This window comes from Streptomyces sp. DT190 (assembly GCF_049846985.1).
Classification (GTDB): Bacteria; Actinomycetota; Actinomycetes; order Streptomycetales; family Streptomycetaceae; genus Streptomyces.
In genome coordinates this window covers 154,601-172,805 of record NZ_JBNCNM010000001.1, presented here as the reverse complement: position 1 = coordinate 172,805, position 18,205 = coordinate 154,601, and the positions used below count along the sequence as shown (strand labels likewise).

The 18,205-nt window shown below is 72.6% G+C and carries 14 protein-coding genes; 8 read left to right on the top strand and 6 right to left on the bottom strand.

The genetic code is table 11. The features are described 5' to 3' along the window. Nucleotide 1 precedes the first annotated feature (1 nt). Both ACPXCS_RS00715 and ACPXCS_RS00710 read left to right on the top strand, forming a co-directional pair. Nucleotides 2-532: a toxin-antitoxin system, toxin component gene (locus ACPXCS_RS00715; protein WP_425945907.1), complete on the top strand. Its 531-nt coding sequence runs from the start codon at nt 2-4 to the stop codon at nt 530-532. A 159-nt stretch (nt 533-691) separates the two neighbouring features. Then, on the top strand, nt 692-916 hold the full coding sequence (locus ACPXCS_RS00710) for a hypothetical protein (RefSeq protein WP_425945906.1): 225 nt from the start codon (nt 692-694) through the stop codon (nt 914-916). A 348-nt stretch (nt 917-1,264) separates the two neighbouring features. On the opposite strand, the gene ACPXCS_RS00705 is transcribed toward ACPXCS_RS00710, so the two are convergent. Both ACPXCS_RS00705 and ACPXCS_RS00700 read right to left on the bottom strand, forming a co-directional pair. Further along, nucleotides 1,265-1,924, bottom strand: coding sequence for a 4'-phosphopantetheinyl transferase family protein (locus ACPXCS_RS00705; protein ID WP_425945905.1), 660 nt, complete (start codon nt 1,922-1,924; stop codon nt 1,265-1,267). Further along, entirely contained in the window at nt 1,921-2,781 is an 861-nt protein-coding gene (locus ACPXCS_RS00700; RefSeq protein WP_425945904.1) for a metallophosphoesterase family protein, read from the bottom strand. Before ACPXCS_RS00700 ends, ACPXCS_RS00705 begins: the two co-directional genes overlap by 4 nt. A 260-nt stretch (nt 2,782-3,041) precedes the next feature. On the opposite strand from ACPXCS_RS00700, the gene ACPXCS_RS00695 reads away from it, so the two are divergent. Further along, a complete protein-coding gene (locus tag ACPXCS_RS00695; RefSeq protein WP_425945903.1) occupies nt 3,042-4,175 on the top strand; it encodes an ATP-grasp domain-containing protein in 1,134 nt (377 codons plus the stop codon). 64 nt (nt 4,176-4,239) lie between these two features. On the opposite strand, the gene ACPXCS_RS00690 is transcribed toward ACPXCS_RS00695, so the two are convergent. The 4 genes from ACPXCS_RS00690 to ACPXCS_RS00675 form a co-directional block, all read right to left on the bottom strand. Beyond that, complete coding sequence (locus ACPXCS_RS00690) at nt 4,240-5,490, bottom strand: alpha-L-fucosidase (RefSeq protein WP_425945902.1); 1,251 nt, start codon at nt 5,488-5,490, stop codon at nt 4,240-4,242. 3 nt (nt 5,491-5,493) lie between these two features. After that, nucleotides 5,494-8,535 carry an alpha-mannosidase gene (locus tag ACPXCS_RS00685; RefSeq protein ID WP_425945901.1) on the bottom strand — a complete coding sequence of 1,014 codons (3,042 nt, stop codon included), beginning with the start codon at nt 8,533-8,535 and terminating at the stop codon, nt 5,494-5,496. 56 nt (nt 8,536-8,591) lie between these two features. Next, nucleotides 8,592-9,929: a 6-phospho-beta-glucosidase gene (locus ACPXCS_RS00680; RefSeq protein WP_425945900.1), complete on the bottom strand. Its 1,338-nt coding sequence runs from the start codon at nt 9,927-9,929 to the stop codon at nt 8,592-8,594. A gap of 172 nt (nt 9,930-10,101) precedes the next feature. Next, the gene (locus ACPXCS_RS00675) at nt 10,102-10,866 is read right to left on the bottom strand and encodes a DeoR/GlpR family DNA-binding transcription regulator (RefSeq protein ID WP_425945899.1); all 765 of its coding nucleotides are present in this window, start codon (nt 10,864-10,866) and stop codon (nt 10,102-10,104) included. A 148-nt stretch (nt 10,867-11,014) separates the two neighbouring features. On the opposite strand from ACPXCS_RS00675, the gene ACPXCS_RS00670 reads away from it, so the two are divergent. From ACPXCS_RS00670 to ACPXCS_RS00650, 5 genes are all read left to right on the top strand, one after another. After that, a complete protein-coding gene (locus ACPXCS_RS00670) occupies nt 11,015-12,034 on the top strand; it encodes a carbohydrate kinase family protein (RefSeq protein ID WP_425945898.1) in 1,020 nt (339 codons plus the stop codon). 73 nt (nt 12,035-12,107) lie between these two features. Next, on the top strand, nt 12,108-13,394 hold the full coding sequence (locus ACPXCS_RS00665; RefSeq protein ID WP_425945897.1) for an extracellular solute-binding protein: 1,287 nt from the start codon (nt 12,108-12,110) through the stop codon (nt 13,392-13,394). Then, the gene (locus ACPXCS_RS00660) at nt 13,394-14,356 is read left to right on the top strand and encodes a carbohydrate ABC transporter permease (RefSeq protein WP_425945896.1); all 963 of its coding nucleotides are present in this window, start codon (nt 13,394-13,396) and stop codon (nt 14,354-14,356) included. The genes ACPXCS_RS00665 and ACPXCS_RS00660 overlap by 1 nt, the downstream gene beginning before the upstream one ends. Nucleotides 14,357-14,371: 15 nt before the next feature. Next, nucleotides 14,372-15,211 (top strand): carbohydrate ABC transporter permease, encoded by an 840-nt coding sequence (locus ACPXCS_RS00655; protein ID WP_425945895.1) that lies wholly within the window; start codon nt 14,372-14,374, stop codon nt 15,209-15,211. Next, nucleotides 15,208-18,132, top strand: a complete 2,925-nt coding sequence (locus ACPXCS_RS00650) for a glycoside hydrolase family 2 TIM barrel-domain containing protein (RefSeq protein WP_425945894.1) — start codon at nt 15,208-15,210, stop codon at nt 18,130-18,132. The genes ACPXCS_RS00655 and ACPXCS_RS00650 overlap by 4 nt, the downstream gene beginning before the upstream one ends. The last annotated feature ends 73 nt before the right edge of the window (nt 18,133-18,205 follow it).

Genomic DNA, 18,205 nt, shown 5'->3' with positions numbered 1-18,205 from the left:
AATGCGCCGTCTGTGCGGCGAGCTGGTCGCGGAGCTGACCCTCCCCGCGCCGGCCCGGCCCGACGAGCTGTACGCCGCCCTGTGCGGCGCCATGAGCAGACGCCGCGGCCGTCCCGTCCACTTCCGTACGGCCGCCTTCCCGCCCGGGACCGCCAGCGGGCTCTGGCTCGACATGGCCGAGCAGGACCTCGTCGTGATCGAGGAACGCACCGCCCCCGACCACCAGTTGGTGATCCTGGGGCACGAGCTGTGGCACATGAAGGCCGGGCACTGCTCCCACCACGTCGAGGGCGCGGCCGTCGCGGCCCGGCTGCTCGCCGACGGTGCCGACCTCGAGGCGACCGTGCTGAAGGTCGCCGCGCGTACGCGCTTCGACCTGGACGACGAGAAGGAGGCCGAGAGCTTCGGTCTGCTGCTCGCCAGCAAGTGCCGGACGTGGCTGTCGGGTTCGGCGGCGCGGGCGTCCGCGCAGCGGGATCACCTGGCGGGACGGATCGAGGCGTCACTGGGCTACCGGGGGCCGCAGAGCTGACCGGCCGGCGGTCCCGGCCTGCGCCGAGCGGGCGAACCGGAAGGCGGCGGGGCAGGATTGTCAGTGGTGGGCGGCAAGCTGGAGGTGCGCCCCGGTTGTGCGGGGCGTCGCGCCGCGAGGCGCGGGGAGCGACGACGCCGACACGGGGAGAGCCGACCGATGCCCACCGCCGTACTGACCGACCGCGAGCGCACCGCCGTCCAGGCGTATCTGCGGCTGCTGCACACCGTCCGCGCCGCCTTCGACTCGCGGACGGGCCCCCCGGTCGTCCCGCCCGCCGTCCTGGCCGACGCGGAACAGGCCCTGGAGCGGGCGGGCCTGACGGGCAACGAGGAGGCCTTCTTCCGCCTGCTGGAAAGCTGGTGCCCGGAACCGGGCCCTTGAGCGGAGGTCCGGGACGGGGCTCCGAGTCGGGCCGGGGGCCGGGACGGGGCTCCGAGTCGAGCCGAGGGGCCCGAGGCCGGAGCTCGTGCCCGGCCCGGACCCCAGAAGCCGGGGTTCCGGCCCGACCGGGACGCGCGGCCCGGCCCGGCCCCCAGCGACCGGGGTTCCGGCCCGGCCCCGACGCCGGAGCACGGGGTTCCGGCCCGGCCCGAATCGGGTGTCGCGCCGGAGCCCGGGATCGGGCTCCGGGTGAGGCCGGTTCCGGCGGCGAGGCACCGCGTCGCACGGCACGCCCGGGCGACCGGCCCGGTGGGCCCCGACGCCGACCGCAGGGGTCCCGTCCACCGCTCAGGGGTGCGGCACGCTCACCGCGGTCAGCACCAAGCCCCGGCCCGTGGCCCAGCGGCCGTCGAAGTGGGTGAGCCGGTGACCGCCCAGCAGTGGTCCGGGGACGAGGAAGCGGGCGGCGAAGCCGCCGTCGGGGGCGATCTCGATGTCGGCCTCCATGAAGTCCAGCCACCGCCCGGTGAGGGGGAACCACGCCTTGTAGACGGACTCCTTCGCGCTGAACAGCACCCGGTCCCAGTGCACACCGGGACGCTGCTCCGTGAGCCGGCGCAGCCGCTCCGCCTCGCCCGGCAGGGCCACCACCTCCAGAACCCCCTCCGGCAGCGGCGCGTCGGTCTCCGCGTCGATCCCGAGGGAGGCCAGGTCGCCGGCGCGCACCAGGGCGGCGGCGCAGTAGCCCTCGCAGTGGGTCATGCTGCCGGCCAGCCCGGCCGGCCAGCCGGGGGCACCGCGCTCCCCGGGCAGGATGGGCTGCGGCGGCACACCGAGCTTCTCCATGGCGCGCCGGGCGCAGGAGCGCACCACCGCGAACTCCCGCTGCCGCTTGGGCACCGCCCGCGCCACGAGGGCCGCCTCCTCGGGGTACAGCGGGGTGTCCGGGCCGTCGTGGCCGTACGCCTCGACCGTGACCACGGTCTGCGGCAGCAACTCCTCGATCACCGCTCCTCGCCCTCCCCCGGCAGGATGCGCCGCAGCCGCCCCGGCGGCCGGGACCGCTTGCGCCATTCGCGGGGATAGCCCACCGAGACCTCCTCGAAGCGCACGTCCTCGTGGAACGTGGTGCGGGGAATGTGCAGATGGCCGTAGACCATCGTGTGGACCGGGAACCTGCGGTGCCAGTCGTCGGTCAGGGCCGTCCCGCACCACATGGCGAACTCGGGGTGCCACAGGACGTCCATCGGATGCCGGTGCAGCGGATAGTGGTTGACGGGGATCACCGGCAGGTCCGCGGGCAGCTCGGCGAGCCTGCGCTCGGTCTGTGCGACCCGGGCCCAGCACCAGGCCTCCCGGCTGGGGTACGGATCGGGGTGCAGCAGGTACTCGTCGGTGCACACGATCCCGGTGCCCTGGGCGTACTCCAGGCCCTGCTCCTTGGTCGCGCACCCGGCCGGCAGGAACGAGTAGTCGTACAACAGGAACAGCGGGGCGACGGCCACCGGGCCGCCGGGGCCCCGCCAGACCGGGTAGGGGTCCTCCGGTGTGATCACGCCCAGTTCCCGGCACAGCTCGACCAGATACTCGTACCGGGCGACACCGCGCAGGGTGACCGGGTCGCTCGGATGGGTCCACAGTTCGTGGTTGCCCGGCACCCAGACGACCTTGCGGAAGCGGGCCGCGAGCGTCTTGAGGGTCCAGCGGATGTCGGCCACGGTCTCCGCCACGTCACCGGCGACGAGCAGCCAGTCGTCGTCCGAGAGGGGCCGCATCTCCTCGACGAGGGCGCGGTTCTCCGGATAGCCGATGTGCAGATCGCTGATGGCCAGCAGCTGTCCGGCTCCCCCGGCCGTCGACGTCACCTCTCGCCCCCTCCGCGCTTCGCGCACGCCACCCCCACGAGATCACATTCGCCCGCCGGGGACAAGGGCGGCCCGGGGAGCACCGCCCGGCGATCCGTAACACGCGCGTTGCACGCGACAGCCCGCCGAAGCCGTATGATCTGCCCCAACACCACCGCTTCGAAACTTCCCTTTCTCAGGGGCGGTTTGGTGTCCCTCCATTCATCCTGCCCGGGCACGGGCTGCCGCGCCCTGCCCGCGAACCGTGAAAGGCGGCCTGCATGGTCTCTCGCGTACGCGTCTGGCTCAACCGCACGTACGCGGAGAACGTGTTCTTCATGGATCAGCTGCGGAGAAATCCCAGCGACCGGGCCGTCGAGATCCACGCCACCCACGGCGACCCCGACTCTCCCGTGCTGGCCGCGGCCGACACGGCGGAGCTCGAACCCGAGGGCCTGTCCCCGGCCGGGTACGTCGAGTACGCGCTGGACCAGTGCGCGCGGCGCGGGATCGACGTGTTCGTGCCCCGGCTGCACCAGTCGGCGATCGTGGCCCACCGCGCCGAGTTCGAGGCGGCCGGCACGGCGGTGCTGGCGCCGCCGCCCGAGGCGGTGGCCGTCTTCCAGGACAAGGTGATCGCCTACGAGGCGGTGCAGGCCATCGGGGTGCCCGTGCCGCCGTGGTGGCGGGTCCGCTCGGCTGACGAACTCGTCGCGGCCGTCGAGGAGTTGGAGGCCGCCGGGCACAAGGCGTGCTTCAAGCCGGCGTCCGGGGCGGGCGGCGTGGGCTTCCGCGTGATCACGCGCTCGCCGTTCTCGATGGTGCAGCTGAACGGCTTCCCGAGCCCGTACGTGCCGCTGGACCTGGTGCTGGAGGCGCTGCGGCGGGGCGAGGAGCCGGTCGACTGGCTGGTGATGCCGCGCCTGGAGCAGCCCGAGGTGTCGGTGGACTGCCTGACCGGTACGGACAACCGCGTCCGGATGGCCGTCGGCCGTACCAAGAACGGCCGCCGCCGCGGCTTCACGCTGCACGAGCAGTGGCTGGACCCGGCCCGCCTGATCGCCGAGGGCTTCGGGCTGCACCACCTGTCCAACATCCAGTTCCGGATGTTCGGGGACCGGCCGGTCCTGATGGACGTCAACACCCGCCCGGCGGGCGGCCTGCACCAGCTGTCCCTGTGCGGTGTCAACGCGCCGTGGGCCGCCGTGCAGCTGGCGCTGGGTGAGGACCCGGGTGAGGTGGTCCCGCCGTTCCTGGGGCAGGACTACACCGTGGTGTCGGGGCCGCGTCCGCTGCGGCCGGTGTCGCTGCCGCAGCAGCGTCCGGAGACCCCTGCGGAGCCGCTGCCCGCGGTGCCGGCCGACTCCGTCGGGGCGCCCGCGCAGGCCACCGCGGTCGAGGCACTGCCGCTCTGACCGCCGCACGCGGCACCCGTGGGCGGAGCGGGAGGAATGACGCCCCGCCCACGGAGGACGTCCGTCAGAAGCGGCCGGTGCCGCGGTACAGCTCCAGTTCCCCCTCCAGTTCGACGGCCAGCACGGTGGCGTGCGGGTCGAGGTCGGCCGCGGAAGGGGGCCGGATCCACAGGACGCCGGGCGTCTCGTGGAGGCCGCCGGTGACCTCGTGGGCCAGTTCCGTGCCGCTGCCCAGCACCGAGACGCGGCGCACCCGGCTGAGCAGGCCCCGGACGTTGATCTCGGCGCGCGGGGCGTCGAAGAGGGTCAGGTAGAGGGTGCGGCGGTCCTTGGAGAGGGTGCTCGGGCCGTAGTGGTGGCCGGGTGGCAGCCCCCGCTCGGTGCCGTGGACGGCCTGTGTGTGCCGGGCGATCCAGTCGCCGAGGCCTTCGAGGCGCTGTCGCTGCTCGGGCGTGATCGTGCCGTCCTCGCGCGGGCCGATGCCGAGCAGCAGGTTGCCTCCGCCGCCGATGGTCTCGGTGAAGTAGCGGATCAGCTGATCGACCGACTTGTGGTGGTGGTCGTGGTGCTGGTGGCCCCAGGAGTCGTTGACGGTCAGGCACAGCTCCCAGGGGCCGTCCGGCGGGACGACGGGGGCGCCCTGCTCGGGGGTGGCGTAGTCGCCCTCGCCGAGCATGCGGGCGTTGAAGACGACGTCCGGCACCTCGGAGCGGACGAGGGCCGCGAGTTCGGGGATGCGCCACTGCTCCTCGCTGCGCTCCCACTCGCCGTCGAACCACATCAGGTCGGGCCGGTAGCGGCTGGTGAGTTCGCGGATCTGGCCGTCCCGGTAGGCCAGGTAGCGTTCCCAGGCCTGAAGGTCCTCGTGCTCGGCGGCGGCCTCCGAGTAGCGGTTGTCCTCCTGCTCCGGCGGGCGGCCGGGCTTGCGGGTGGAGGCGTAGTCGGGGTGGCTCCAGTCCGAGTGGGAGTAGTAGAGGCCGACCTTGAGGCCCTGCTCGCGCAGGGCCTCGGCGTAACCGCCGATCAGGTCGCGGCCCACGTTGAGGTCGCCGTGGGCGGTGTCCCACAGGGCGACCCCGTCGTGGTGGCGGCTGGTCAGCACGGCGTACCTCGCGCCGGCCCGCGCGAAGAGTTCCGCCCAGTCGCGCGGGTCGTAGCGGGCGGCCGTGAAGCGGTCGAGCTGGGACATGTACCGGTCGTAGGGGACGACGCCGTCGTAGAACGACCAGGACTCCTGGACGCCGTCGACGGCGTAGACGCCCCAGTGGACGAAGATGCCGAGCTTGGCGTCGGTGAACCACGGTTGCATGGCCATGGGTCAGCTCCGGCGCAGGCGGAGGGTGAGGATCTGGAAGGGCCGCAGGGTGACGGCGACCCCGTCACCGGTGACCTCCGCGTCCTGCAGCGGGCGCTCCAGCAGGTCGGTGATCCGGGCGCCGGCCAGCGGGAATCCGGTGCGCAGGACGCCGGTGGCACGGCCGCCGCGTGACTCGTAGAGCCGTACGACGACATCGCCGGAGGTGTCGTCGGCGAGCTTCACCGCTTCCACCGTGACGCCCTCGCCGTCCACGGAGACGACGGGTGCGGGGGCGCCCGCCGCCTCGGCCGTCCTGAGCGGCAGGTTGAGGGCGTAGCCCTCGGCGACGGCGTCCTCGATGCGTGCGCCGGGCAGCAGCGCGTAGGTGAAACGGTGGCGGCCCTGGTCGGCCTCGGGGTCCGGGATGCGCGGGGCGCGGACCAGGCTGAGGCGGACGGTGGTGGTGGTGCCCCCGTCCTCGCGGACCGTGCGGGTGACGTCGTGGCCGTAGGTGGAGTCGTTGATGACGGCGACGCCGTAGCCGGGCTCGCCGATGTGCACCCAGCGGTGGCCGGAGACCTCGAAGCGGGCCGCCTCCCAGCTGGTGTTGGTGTGGGTGGGGCGCTGGATGTGGCCGAACTGGATCTCGGCGGAGGAGTGCGGAGCGCGGATGTCGACCGGGAAGGCCGCCTTGAGGATCTTCTCCGTCTCGTGCCAGTCGAGGTCGGTCTCGATGTCGACGCGGGGGCTGCCGGCGCGGACGGTGATCGTCTGGGTGATCTTCGAGCCCGTGCCGAAGTCCCGCTCGACGCGGATCGCGCCGAGGAGCGGGTCCTGCTCGACGACGGTGACCGACGAGGCGTCGAGGAGGTCCGTGTAGCGGTTCCTGTAGTGCTTGTCGATGTCCCAGGCGTCCCAGTAGTTGGGCAGGTCGGTGTGGAGGCGGAGCAGGTTGCCCGGCTCGGCGAGGACCTCGCGGCGGGCGCGCAGGTCGTACACCGACGCCAGGGTGCCGTCCTCGGCGACCTCGACGCGGACCAGTCCGTTGTCGAGGGTCCGGCCGTCCACCGTGACCGGCTGCGAGGGCTCGGTGCCGGTGAGCGGTGCGGAGCCGTTCGCCGGCACCTCCACGTACACCGGTGCGCCGTCCGCGGCGCGGATCACCTCGGCGCGGTCGCAGGGGCCGGCGTTGAACACGCGGGGCCCGCCCGCGCCGAGCGCGGTCACCGCCTCGGCGGTCAGCGCCCGCAGTTCCTCGGCCACCCGGGCGTACTCGGCTTCGGCCTCGCGGTGCACCCAGGCGATGGAGGAGCCGGGCAGGATGTCGTGGAACTGGTGGAGCAGCACCGTCTTCCACAGCCGGTCCAGCTTCTCGTACGGGTAGGCGTAGGCCGGTGCGTGCAGCGCCGCCGTGGTCGCCCACAGCTCGGCCTCGCGCAGGAGGTGCTCGGAGCGGCGGTTGCCCTGCTTGGTGCGGGCCTGGGAGGTGTAGGTCGCGCGGTGCAGCTCCAGGTACAGCTCACCGACCCACACGGGCGCGTCCGGGTACTCCGCGTGGGCCTTGGCGAAGAAGTCGTCGGGGTGTTCGACGACGACCTTCGCCGAGCCCTCCAGGTCGGCCAGCCGGCGGGCGCGTTCCATGATCTCGCGGGTGGGGCCGCCACCGCCGTCGCCCCAGCCGAAGGGGGCCAGGGAGCGGGAGGCGCCGCCCTTCTCGGCGTAGTTGCGCACCGCCCGGGACATCTCCTCGCCGCTGAAGCGGGCGTTGTAGGTGTCGACGGGCGGGAAGTGCGTGAAGATGCGGGTGCCGTCGATGCCCTCCCACCAGAAGGTGTGGTGGGGGAACTTGTTGGTCTGGTTCCAGGAGATCTTCTGGGTGAGGAACCACTCGTTCCCGGCGAGCTTGGCGATCTGCGGGTAGGCCGCGTTGTAGCCGAAGGAGTCCGGCAGCCACACGCCCTTGGTCTCGATGCCGAAGTGGTCCATGAAGAACCGCTTGCCGTGGACGAACTGGCGGGCGACCGCCTCGCCGCCGGGCAGGTTGCCGTCGGACTCGACCCACATGCCGCCGACCGGGGCCCACTGGCCCTTCCTGACGGACTCCTGGATGCGGGCCCAGACCTTGGGGTAGTGGTCGCGCACCCACTCGTACTGCTGGGCCTGCGAGCAGGCGAAGACGAAGTCCTCGTACTCGTCGGCCAGGGACGTGACGTTGGAGAACGTCCGGGACGTCTTGCGCTTGGTCTCGCGGATCGGCCAGAGCCAGGCGGAGTCGATGTGGGCGTGGCCGACGCCGGAGACCGTGTGCGCGCTGGCGTGCGCGGGCTTGGACAGCGCCGGACGCAGCGCCTCGCGCACGGCGGGGGCGGTGCCGGAGACGTCGTCGAGGTCGAGCAGGTCCATCGCCCGGTCGAGGGCGTGCGCGATCTCGTGGCGGCGCGGGTCGTGCTCGCCGAGTTCCAGCATCAGCTCGCGCAGCACCTGGACGTCGAGGTCGAGGTGCCAGACCTCCTCGTCGAGGACGGCGATGTCGGCGCTGCGGAAGGTGTAGAGGGGCTGGTCGCCCGCGGTGCGCTTGTCGCCCAGGGGCGTGGGCCTGGCGAAGTCGTCGGCGAGGATGTCCGGGTTGGAGGCGGCCTCCACCAGGTACTCGACCGTCTCCCCGCCGAGCGCCGGGTTGGCGATCGCCACGTACTGGTTGAGCGGGTTGACGGCCTTCAGCGGGGTGCCGTCCGTGCGGTGGACGAGGGCCTCGGCCTGGTTGCCGGGCCAGTCGCCGGTGAAGCCGAGGTCGATGACGGCCTCGACGCGCCGGCCGGCCCACGCCTCGGGCACCTGTCCGCTCATGCGGAACCAGGTGGTGCCCCAGGGCGGGCCCCACGGGGTGCCCATGGCGAACGGCTCGTAGGACGCCGCGGCCGCCTCCTCGAAGGGCACCGGCTCGCCCGGGGCCTGCCAGGCCCGGACCTGGAGGGGGACGGTGGCCGCGTAGACCGCGGGCTTGATGCGCTGGTCGTGGAGGCGCTGCACGCGCTCTTCGATCCGGCGGCTTTCGTCGTGCATGGGACTGTCTCCAGGGAACGGGGAGAGCGGGCGGGAAAGCGCTTACCGTACGACGTTCAGGCGAGGTACGCGAGACCCGGATGGACCTCGCGGTAGCCCTCCACCAGCCGGCGGGCCACGGTGACCGAGTCCACCAGCGGGTGCAGCGCGAAGGCCTTGACGGCGCTCGCCCGGGAGCCGGAGCCGGCGGCGGCCAGGACCTCGCGCTCGACGGCCTTGACCGCGCAGACCAGGCCGGTGGCGTGGCCGGGCAGCGGGTCGACGGTGACGGGGTGTGCGCCGTTGGCGTCGACGAGGCAGGGCACCTCGATGACGGCGTCGCCGTCCAGGACCGACAGCGTGTGCCGGTTGCGGACGTTGAGGATCAGGGTGGTGCGCTCGTCCCGGGCGATGGCCCGCATGAGCGCGAGGGCCACCTTCTCGTAGCCGCCGGACAGGTCGTCCTCGTCGCGGTCGCCGGCGCCCGCGCTCTCGCGGTTCTCGGCCATGTAGGTGGCCTCGCGCTCGGCGCGGGTGTCGTCCCAGACCTTCAGCGCGGGGGCGTCGGGGTTGCGCATCTCGGCGTAGAAGCGGGCCTGCTGGTCCCGCAGGAAGGCGCCGCGGGTCTTCTCGGCCCGCTGGTAGGCACGCACGGTCTCGCGGTTGAAGTAGTAGTAGTGCAGGTACTCGTTGGGGATCGCGCCCAGGGACCGCAGCCAGTCCGCGCCGAAGAGCCTGCCCTCCTCGAAGGAGCCGAGCAGGCCGGGGTCGGCGAGCAGGCGCGGGAGCTCGTCCCGGCCGGCGACACGCAGCCCGCGCACCCAGCCGAGGTGGTTGAGGCCCACGTAGTCGATGAACGCCTCCTTCGGGTTCGCGCCGAGCACCCGCGCGATACGGCGGCCGAGGCCGACCGGGGAGTCGCAGATGCCGATGACGCGGTCGCCGAGGTGGCGGGACATGGCCTCGGTGACCAGGCCGGCCGGGTTGGTGAAGTTGATGACCCAGGCGTCGGGCGCGAGCCGGGCCACCCGGCGGGCGATGTCGACGGCGACCGGGACCGTGCGCAGGCCGTAGGCGATGCCGCCGGCGCCGACCGTCTCCTGGCCGAGGACACCCTCGGCCAGGGCCACGCGCTCGTCGTTCGCCCGGCCCTCCAGGCCGCCCACGCGGATCGCGGAGAACACGAAGTCGGCGCCGCGCAGGGCTTCGTCGAGGTCGGTGGTGGAGCTCACCTCGGGGGCGTCGGGGACGCCGGCCGCCTGCTCGGCGAGGACCCGCGTGACCGCCGACAGCCGTCCGGCGTCCAGATCGTGCAGGACGACCCGTGTCACCCGGCCCTCGGCGTGGTCCTGCAGGAGCGCCCCGTACACCAGTGGTACGCGGAATCCTCCGCCGCCCAGAATCGTCAGTTTCACCGGGTTCCTCCGACTCCGTGGGGTGCGCGCGGGGCGCCGGGAGCACCGGTCGCGCGTCGCCTCGTTCGCTGTGCTTCGTCCCGGGTCCGCTGCGGCCCGGCGGTCGAGAGAGCGCGTCCTCGCGGTGCGCCGCGCCGTCGCGCGGTCCGGGCCGTCGGCCCCGGGGAAGCGTTCACGACTGCGTCCTTCCCGTCACGACGACCTCGACGCCCGCCTCCTCCAGGGAGGCCCGCGTGGCCGGGTCGGGCGGCGCGTTCGTCACCACCACGTCCAGGTCCTCGGGACCGCACACCTTCGCCATGCCGTGCCCGGGGAACTTCGCCGCGTCGGCGAGGAGGACCACCCTCTCACCGGCCTTGATCATGGCGCGCTTGACCGGCACCTCGACGACCGTGGTGTCCATGACCTGCCCGCCGGGCCGCACGCCGCTGGTGCCGAGGAAGAGCCAGTCGGCGTGCAGCTGGCGCAGGTTGTCCTCGGTGAGGAAGCCGACCAGGGAGCGGTACTCGCGGCGCACCATGCCGCCGAGCAGGACCAGCTCGATGCCCTCGTCGTCGGCGAGCTCCTCGTAGACGACCAGGTTGCTGGTGATCACGGTGAGCCGGCGGCCGTGCAGCTGCCGGGCCAGGCGGTAGGCGGTCGTGCCGATGTCCAGCAGCACCGACTGACCGTCGTCGATCATGGCGGCGGCGCGTTCCGCTATGGCGTCCTTCTCCGGGACGCGCACCTCGGCGACCTCGGCGAAGGGCTGGTCGCCCTCCTCGACCACGGCGCCGCCGTGGACCCGCGTCAGCAGGCCGTCCTCCTCCAGTTTCACCAGGTCACGCCTGATGGTGGCCGGGCTCACGCCCAGCTGCTCGGAGAGGTCGGTCACAGCCGCGGGGCCGCCTGAGCGCAGGGCCCGCAGGATGAGTTGATGTCGTCGTTCTGCCAGCACGCCGTGCACATTACTCGTCATCTTCAATCATGGCCATGCTTATTTGTGCTCGGGTATTGACCAATCTCGCCGCGCGGCGCACGATTCCGCTCACAGAAATGACGAGTTTTGACGATCTCCGTCGAAGCCCGAGCGAGAGGACGCATCCGTGGACGACGACCGGCCCGATGTGCTGCTGACCGGGCTGCTCTTCTACGACCTCGTGCTCACGGGCCTGGACGGGCCGCCGGCACCCGGCGAGGAGATCTGGACCGGGGGCATGGGCTGCGGCCCGGGCGGCATCGCGAACCTCGCGGTGGCCGCCGCCCGCTTCGGCCTGCGCACCTCGCTGGCCACCGTGTTCGGCGACGACTTCTACGGCGCGTACTGCCGGGACGTCCTCGGCGCCCAGGAGCACGTCGACCTCTCGCTCTCCCGCACGGCGCACGGCTGGCCCACCCCGGTCACCGTCTCCGTCGCGTACGGACACGACCGGGCCCTGCTCACCCACGGCTCGGAGCCGCCGTTCTCCCAGGACGCGCTGATGGGCGACCCGCCCCCGGCACGCACCGCCCTGGTCCACCTGGAGGCCGAACCGCGCGGGTGGCTGGCCAAGGCCGCGGCGAACGGCACCCGGGTCTACGCCGACGTCGGCTGGGATCCCACCCGGCAGTGGTCCACGGACCTGCTGGACCAGCTCGCCCTGTGCCACGCCTTCCTCCCCAACGAGGCCGAGGCGATGGCCTACACCCGTACCGACAGCGCGCTCGCGGCGCTCGGCGCCCTCTGCGAACTGGTGCCGGTGGCGGTCGTGACCCGGGGCCGGGACGGCGCGCTCGCCGTCGACCAGATCACCGGGGAGTACGCCGAGGTCCCCGCCCTCGACGTCGACGCCCTGGACGCGACCGGTGCCGGCGACGTCTTCGGCGCGAGCTTCGTCGCGGCCTCGCTCGGCGGCTGGCCGCTGGAGGAGCGGCTGCGGTTCGCGGTGCTCGCCGCCGGGCTCTCGGTGCGGCACCACGGCGGGGCGCTCGCCGCCCCGGGCTGGTACGGCGTCCACCGCTGGTTCGGCGCGCTGACGGACCCCGAACTGAAGCGGGCGTACGGCTTCCTCGCGGACCGGCTCCCCGACGACCCGGGGCCACCGGTCCGGCACGCACCGGTCACCCCTCCGGCACCGCGGCCCTGACCCCCTCCCCCACGCCCCCCACGTGCCCCCTGACGAGCGACATCACGAACAGATCCGAAAGGCGGTGGGAGCTGTGCGGCTCTCACGAAGAGGCCTGCTGCGCGCGGGCCTGGCCACGACGGCCGCCACGGCACTGGGCGGCCTGGCGACCGGCTGCGCCGTCCCGGCCGGTTCGACCGGCCGGAACATGGTCCTGTGGTACTGGAGCGGCGGTCTCAGCGACACCGTCGTCGAGGAGGCCAAGGCGCGCTACGGCAAGGACGTCGACCTCAAGGCCCAGCAGATCGGCGGCTACTACCGGTCCAAGCTGATCACCACCCTGGCCGGCCGGGCCCACATCCCCGACATCGCCGGGCTCAAGGGCGAGGACATGGCCTCCTACCTGCCGAACGCCGACCAGTTCGTCGACCTGCGGACGCTGGGCGCCGAGAAGCTCAAGAGCCGGTACCTGGACTGGAAGTGGCAGCAGGGCGTCGCGGACGACGGCTCGCTGGTCGGCTTCCCCATCGACGTCGGCCCGGTCGTGCACTACTACCAGCCGGCCGTGTTCGAGAAGGCCGGGCTGCCCCACGAGCCGGCCGACGTCTCCCGCGAGCTGGACACCTGGGAGAAGTTCTTCGCCGCCGGCGAGCGGCTGCGCAAGCGGGTGCCCGGGGCGTTCCTGCTCACCGACGTCGGCAGCGTCTTCGAGATGTCGCTCGGGCAGGGCACCACCCGGTTCGTCGATCAGGACCGGCACTTCATCGGCGACGGCCGGCACGTCCGCGCCTGCTGGGACCGGGCCGTGGAGGCCGGACGGCGCGGTCTGGTGTCGGACATCGTCAGCGGCACCCCGGACTGGAACTCCGCCGCCGAGCGGGGACTGCTGCCCAGCCAGCTCAACGCCTCCTGGGCCGCCGGCGACCTCAAGCTCGGCCTGCCGAAGACCAAGGGCCGATGGCGGGTGGCCGAGTGCCCGGGCGGCCCGTCCAACGTCGGCGGCTCCTTCCTGGCGATCACCAAGGCGTGCCGGGAGCCCGAGCGGGCCTTCGAGATCATCACCTGGATGCTCGACGCGGACAACCAGGCGCAAGGCTTCGTCGACGCCGGGCTCTTCCCGTCGACCCCGGCCTCGTACGCGATGAGCAAGCTGCGCGAGCCCGACCCGTTCTTCGGCGGCCAGATCACCATGGACGTCTACGGCCCGGCGGCCGAAAGGATCCCGGTGGCCTACAACAGCCCCTACGACATCGCGCTCGGGCAGCCGGTCCGCGACGAGATCAAGAACGTCGGCGTCCTCGGCAAGGACCCGGACAAGGCCTGGAAGGACGCCATGGGCAAGTGCCGGCGCATCGCGGACCACCTGGGGGTGACGTACTGATGACCACCGCACCCACGGTCGGCAAGCCCCCGGCGGTCGCGACCGGGACACCGGCGGTCCACCGCCGCAGGAGCGTGGCGAGCCACTGGCGGCTCTACGCCGCGATCTCCCCGTTCTACCTGCTCTTCCTCTGCTTCGGCCTGGTCCCCGTCGGCTTCTCGCTCTATCTGTCCTTCCACCGCTGGGACGGCCTGGGCGCGATGGAGTGGGCCGGCCTGGCGCAGTTCCGCTATCTGCTCGGCGACACCGACTTCTGGAGCTCCATCGGGAACACCCTGATCATCTGGGCGCTGGCCACCTTCCCCATGATCTTCCTGGCGATGGTGACGGCCGTGATGCTCAACTCGGCGGTCCGCTTCAAGAACGTCTACCGGTTCGCCTACTTCCTGCCCAACGTCACCTCGATCGTCGCCGTCGCGATCGTCTTCGGCTCGGTGTTCTCCACCAACTTCGGACTCGTGAACGCCCTGTTGCAGGCGGTGGGCCTGGACCAGGTGGCGTGGCTGAACACGCCGTGGGGCATCAAGGTCGCCATCGCGACGCTGATGACCTGGCAGTGGACCGGCTACAACGCGATCATCTTCCTCGCCGGACTGCAGACGATCCCGGGCGAGATGTACGAGGCGGCGCGGATCGACGGCGCGGGGCCGGTGCAGACCTTCTTCCGGGTCACGCTGCCGCTGCTGCGGCCGACCCTGCTGTTCGTGCTGGTCGTCTCGACGGTCACCGGGCTGCAGAGCTTCGCCGAACCGCAGGTGCTGCTGCAGACCACGGCGAACGAGTCCACGTTCTCGGGCGGCCCCGACCACGCCGGCCGGACGATGGTCCTCTACTTCTTCCAGCAGACGTTCGACAACAACGACTTCGGCTACGGCGCCGCCGTGGCCTGGGGCATCTTCCTCGTCGTCGTCCTCTTCTCGATCATCAACTGGCGCCTGGTGCGGCGCCGGGGCGAAGACTAGGGAGGCACGGTCACCATGGCATCCATCAAGGGCTCCCGCGGCCGGGGCATCGCACTGCACGCGGTCCTCGTCCTCGGCCTGCTGCTGTCGGCCTTCCCCTTCTACTGGGCCGTCGTCATGTCGACGCACACGTCGACCGAGATCTTCTCCTACCCGCCGAAGCTGCTGCCGGGCTCGCACTTCACGGAGAACGTCCGCAGCCTCTTCGACACCGTCGACTTCTTCGGCTCGATGTTCAACTCCCTGCTCGTCGCGGTCACCGTGACGGTGCTGGTGCTGTTCTTCGACTCCCTCGCGGCCTTCGTCTTCGCCAAGTTCGACTTCCCCGGCAAGCGGGCGCTGTTCGCGCTGCTGATGCTCATCTTCATGGTGCCGATGCAGCTCCAGGCCATCCCGCAGTTCGTGATCATGGCGAAGCTGGGCTGGATCGGGTCGATGACGTCGCTGATCGTGCCGGCGGCGGCCAACGCGTTCGGCATCTTCTGGATGCGCCAGTACATGAAGAGCGCCATCCACGACGAACTGATCGACGCCTCCCGGCTGGACGGGGCCGGCTTCCTGCGCCAGTACTGGCACGTGGCCCTGCCCGTGGTCCGCCCGGGGCTGGCGTTCCTCGGCATCTTCACCTTCATGGGCCAGTGGAACGACTACGCCTGGCCGTTGATCGCCCTCACCGACCCCGGCAACGTCACGCTCCAGGTGGCGCTGTCCCAGCTCAACGGCACGCACGGCACGACCGACTACGGCATGGTGATGACCGGCGCGCTGCTCGCCCTGATCCCCCTGCTGATCGTGTTCGCGATCGGTGCCCGGCAGATCATCGGCGACCTGGCGAAGGGAGCCGTCCGCGGATGACGAGCGATCCCCTGCTCGCCCTGCGCCCCTGGGAGGCACCCGAGGTGACCTCCTGGGGGCGGCTGCCGATGAACGCCGTGGACCGGCGCTCCGCGGCCGTGGTCCTCGACGGGGACTGGCGCTTCCAGCTGCTGCCCGCGCCGGACGCCCCGCCCGGGCGGTCCTGGTCGTCGGCGTACGTGCCGGGGGTGTGGACGCTGCAGGGCACCGGCGACCTCCCGCACTACCTCAACGTCCGTATGCCGTTCCCCGAGTTCCCGCCCGGCGTGCCGGCCGCGAACCCGACCGGGGTGTACGAGCGTGACGTCGACGTGCCGGCCGGGTGGGCCGGGCAGCGGATCGTGCTCCAGGTCGGCGCCGCCGAGAGCGTGCTGCTGGTGCACGTGGACGGGCGGCCCGTCGGGATCTCCAAGGACTCCCACCTGGCCGCCGAGTTCGACCTGACGGACGTGGTGCGCCCCGGTGAGCGGGCCGTCCTGCGCCTGACCGTCGTCAAGTGGTCCGACGCGTCGCACCTGGAGGACCAGGACCAGTGGTGGCACGGCGGGATCACCCGCTCGGTGCTGCTGTACGCGACCGACCCGCTGCGGCTGGCGGACGTGACCGTGCGGGCCCGCCGCGACGGGGACCTGCGGGTGGACTGCCGGGTGCGGGACGCGGGCGGGGCGCTGCCGCGGGGCTGGTACGTCAGCGGGGAACTGGACGGGCACCCGCTCACGCAGGACGCGGAGTTCGACCGGGCCAACGCCGAGGACGAGCGGGTCTCCGCCTTCCTCGGCGAGGCACGGCTGCGCACCGTCGTGCCGGACGTGCGCGCCTGGAACGCCGAGACGCCCGAGCTGTACGGCCTGACCGTCCGCCTGCACCGCGCCGACGGCACGGTCGCCGACACCTCCCGGCACCGCGTCGGCTTCCGCGACGTCGAGATCGTCGGCCGCGACCTGCTGGTCAACGGCGAACGCGTCTTCATCCGGGGCGTCAACCGGCACGACTTCCATCCGCTGACCGGCCGGGCGGTGACGCCCGCGGACCTGCGCGCCGACCTCGTCCTGCTGAAGCGGTTCGGCTTCAACGCGATCCGCACCGCGCACTACCCGAACGACCCGGCCCTGTACGACCTCGCCGACGAGCTCGGCTTCTACGTGGTCGACGAGGCCGACATCGAGTCCCACGACCACGCGCACGAACTCGCCGACGACCCGCGCTACCTGGCCGCCTTCGTCGACCGGGTCGCGCGGATGGTGCTGCGCGACAAGAACCACCCGTGCGTCATCGTCTGGTCGCTGGGCAACGAGTCCGACTACGGTGCCAACCACGACGCGGCCGCCGGCTGGGTGCGCCGGCACGACCCGACCCGTCCGGTGCAGTACGAGGGCGCCGCCCGGCTCGGCTGGGCCGATCCCGGCGTGGCCTCCGACATCGCCTGCCCGATGTACGCGCCACTGGAGGAGTGCGTCGCGCACGCCGAGTCGGGGACCCAGACCAAGCCGCTCATCCAGTGCGAGTACTCGCACGCCATGGGCAACAGCAACGGCACGCTGGCGGACCATTGGGCGGCCATCGAGGCCACCCCGGGTCTTCAGGGCGGATTCATCTGGGAGTTCTGGGACCACGGCATCCTGCAGCGTGTGAGCGACGGCAGACCAGCCGGGCGCGGGGGAGCCGGGCTCTACGGCAACGGTGTCGCCGCGCCCGGGCACCGCTGGGCGTACGGCGGCGACTTCGGCGAGACGGACCACGACGGCGCCTTCATCGCCGACGGGGTCGTCTTCCCCGACCGCACCCCCAAGCCGGTGCTGTTCGAGCACCGGGAGATCGCCGCGCCGGTGCGCATCGCGTGCTTCCGGCACGAGGGCGTCGTCCTGAGCAACCACCAGCACTTCCGGGGCCTGGACTGGCTGGCCGGCGAGTGGGAGCTGTCCCTCGCCGACGGCGGCACCCTGACGGCCCCCGCCGACCTGCCCGACCTGCGGCCCGGCGAGACGGCCGCGGTGCCGCTGCCGTTCACGCTGCCCGAGGACGGCGGCGAGGCGTGGCTGACGCTGCGCGTCACGACGGCCAGCGACGAGCCCTGGGCGCCGCGCGGCACGGTCGTGTGCCTGCCCCGGGTGCGGCTGCGGGCGGCGTCCCCGGCGCCACGCGCCCGCGTCGCGCGGCACACGGTCGACGTCGGCGACGACGGGCTGCTGGTCCATCCGCTGCTGACGGCCGCGCCGGCGCTGTCGCTGTGGCGGGCGCCCACCGACAACGACGAACTGGGCGGCATGGCGGACCGCTGGCGCGCGTGGGGCCTCGACCGGCCCACCCGTGAGGTCGTGGCCGTACGGCGTGAACCGGGCCGGGTGACGGTGGTCGCCGACCACCACTGCGCGGGCGGGACCGTCCGGCACGAGCAGGTGTTCACGGCCGTCGAGGACGGGCTGCTCGTCGAGGAGTGCGCCGAGCTGCCCGGGACCCTGCACGACGTGGCCCGGGTCGGCACGGTGTTCGAGACGGTCGCGGGGCTCACCCTGTGGGAGTGGTTCGGGCAGGGCCCCTGGGAGTCGTATCCGGACCGGGCCGCGGGCGCGCCCGTCGGTCACCACGCGCTGCCGGTGGACGAGCTGTTCACGCCGTACCTGCGCCCGCAGGAGAGCGGCGGACGGCACGGTGTGCGGCGGTTCACGCTGTCCGCGCCGGACGCCACGGGCCTCGCGGTGCGGCTGGACCGGCCCAGGCAGGTCTCGGTGACCCGGCACCGCGCGGCGGACCTCACGGCCGTGGCGCACCATGACGAACTGGTGCCGCGGGCGGGGTGCGTGGTGCACATCGACGCGGCGCACCGCGGGCTGGGCACCGCCTCGTGCGGGCCCGACACCTTCGCCTCCTATCTCGTCCCGGCCGGTGTCCACCGCTGGAGCTGGACGCTGCGCGTTCTCTGACCCCCTCCGCTTCCCGTCCGCACCGGAACACCCCTGTGCACCTGGCACGACCACGGCCCGGACGAGGCGCGTG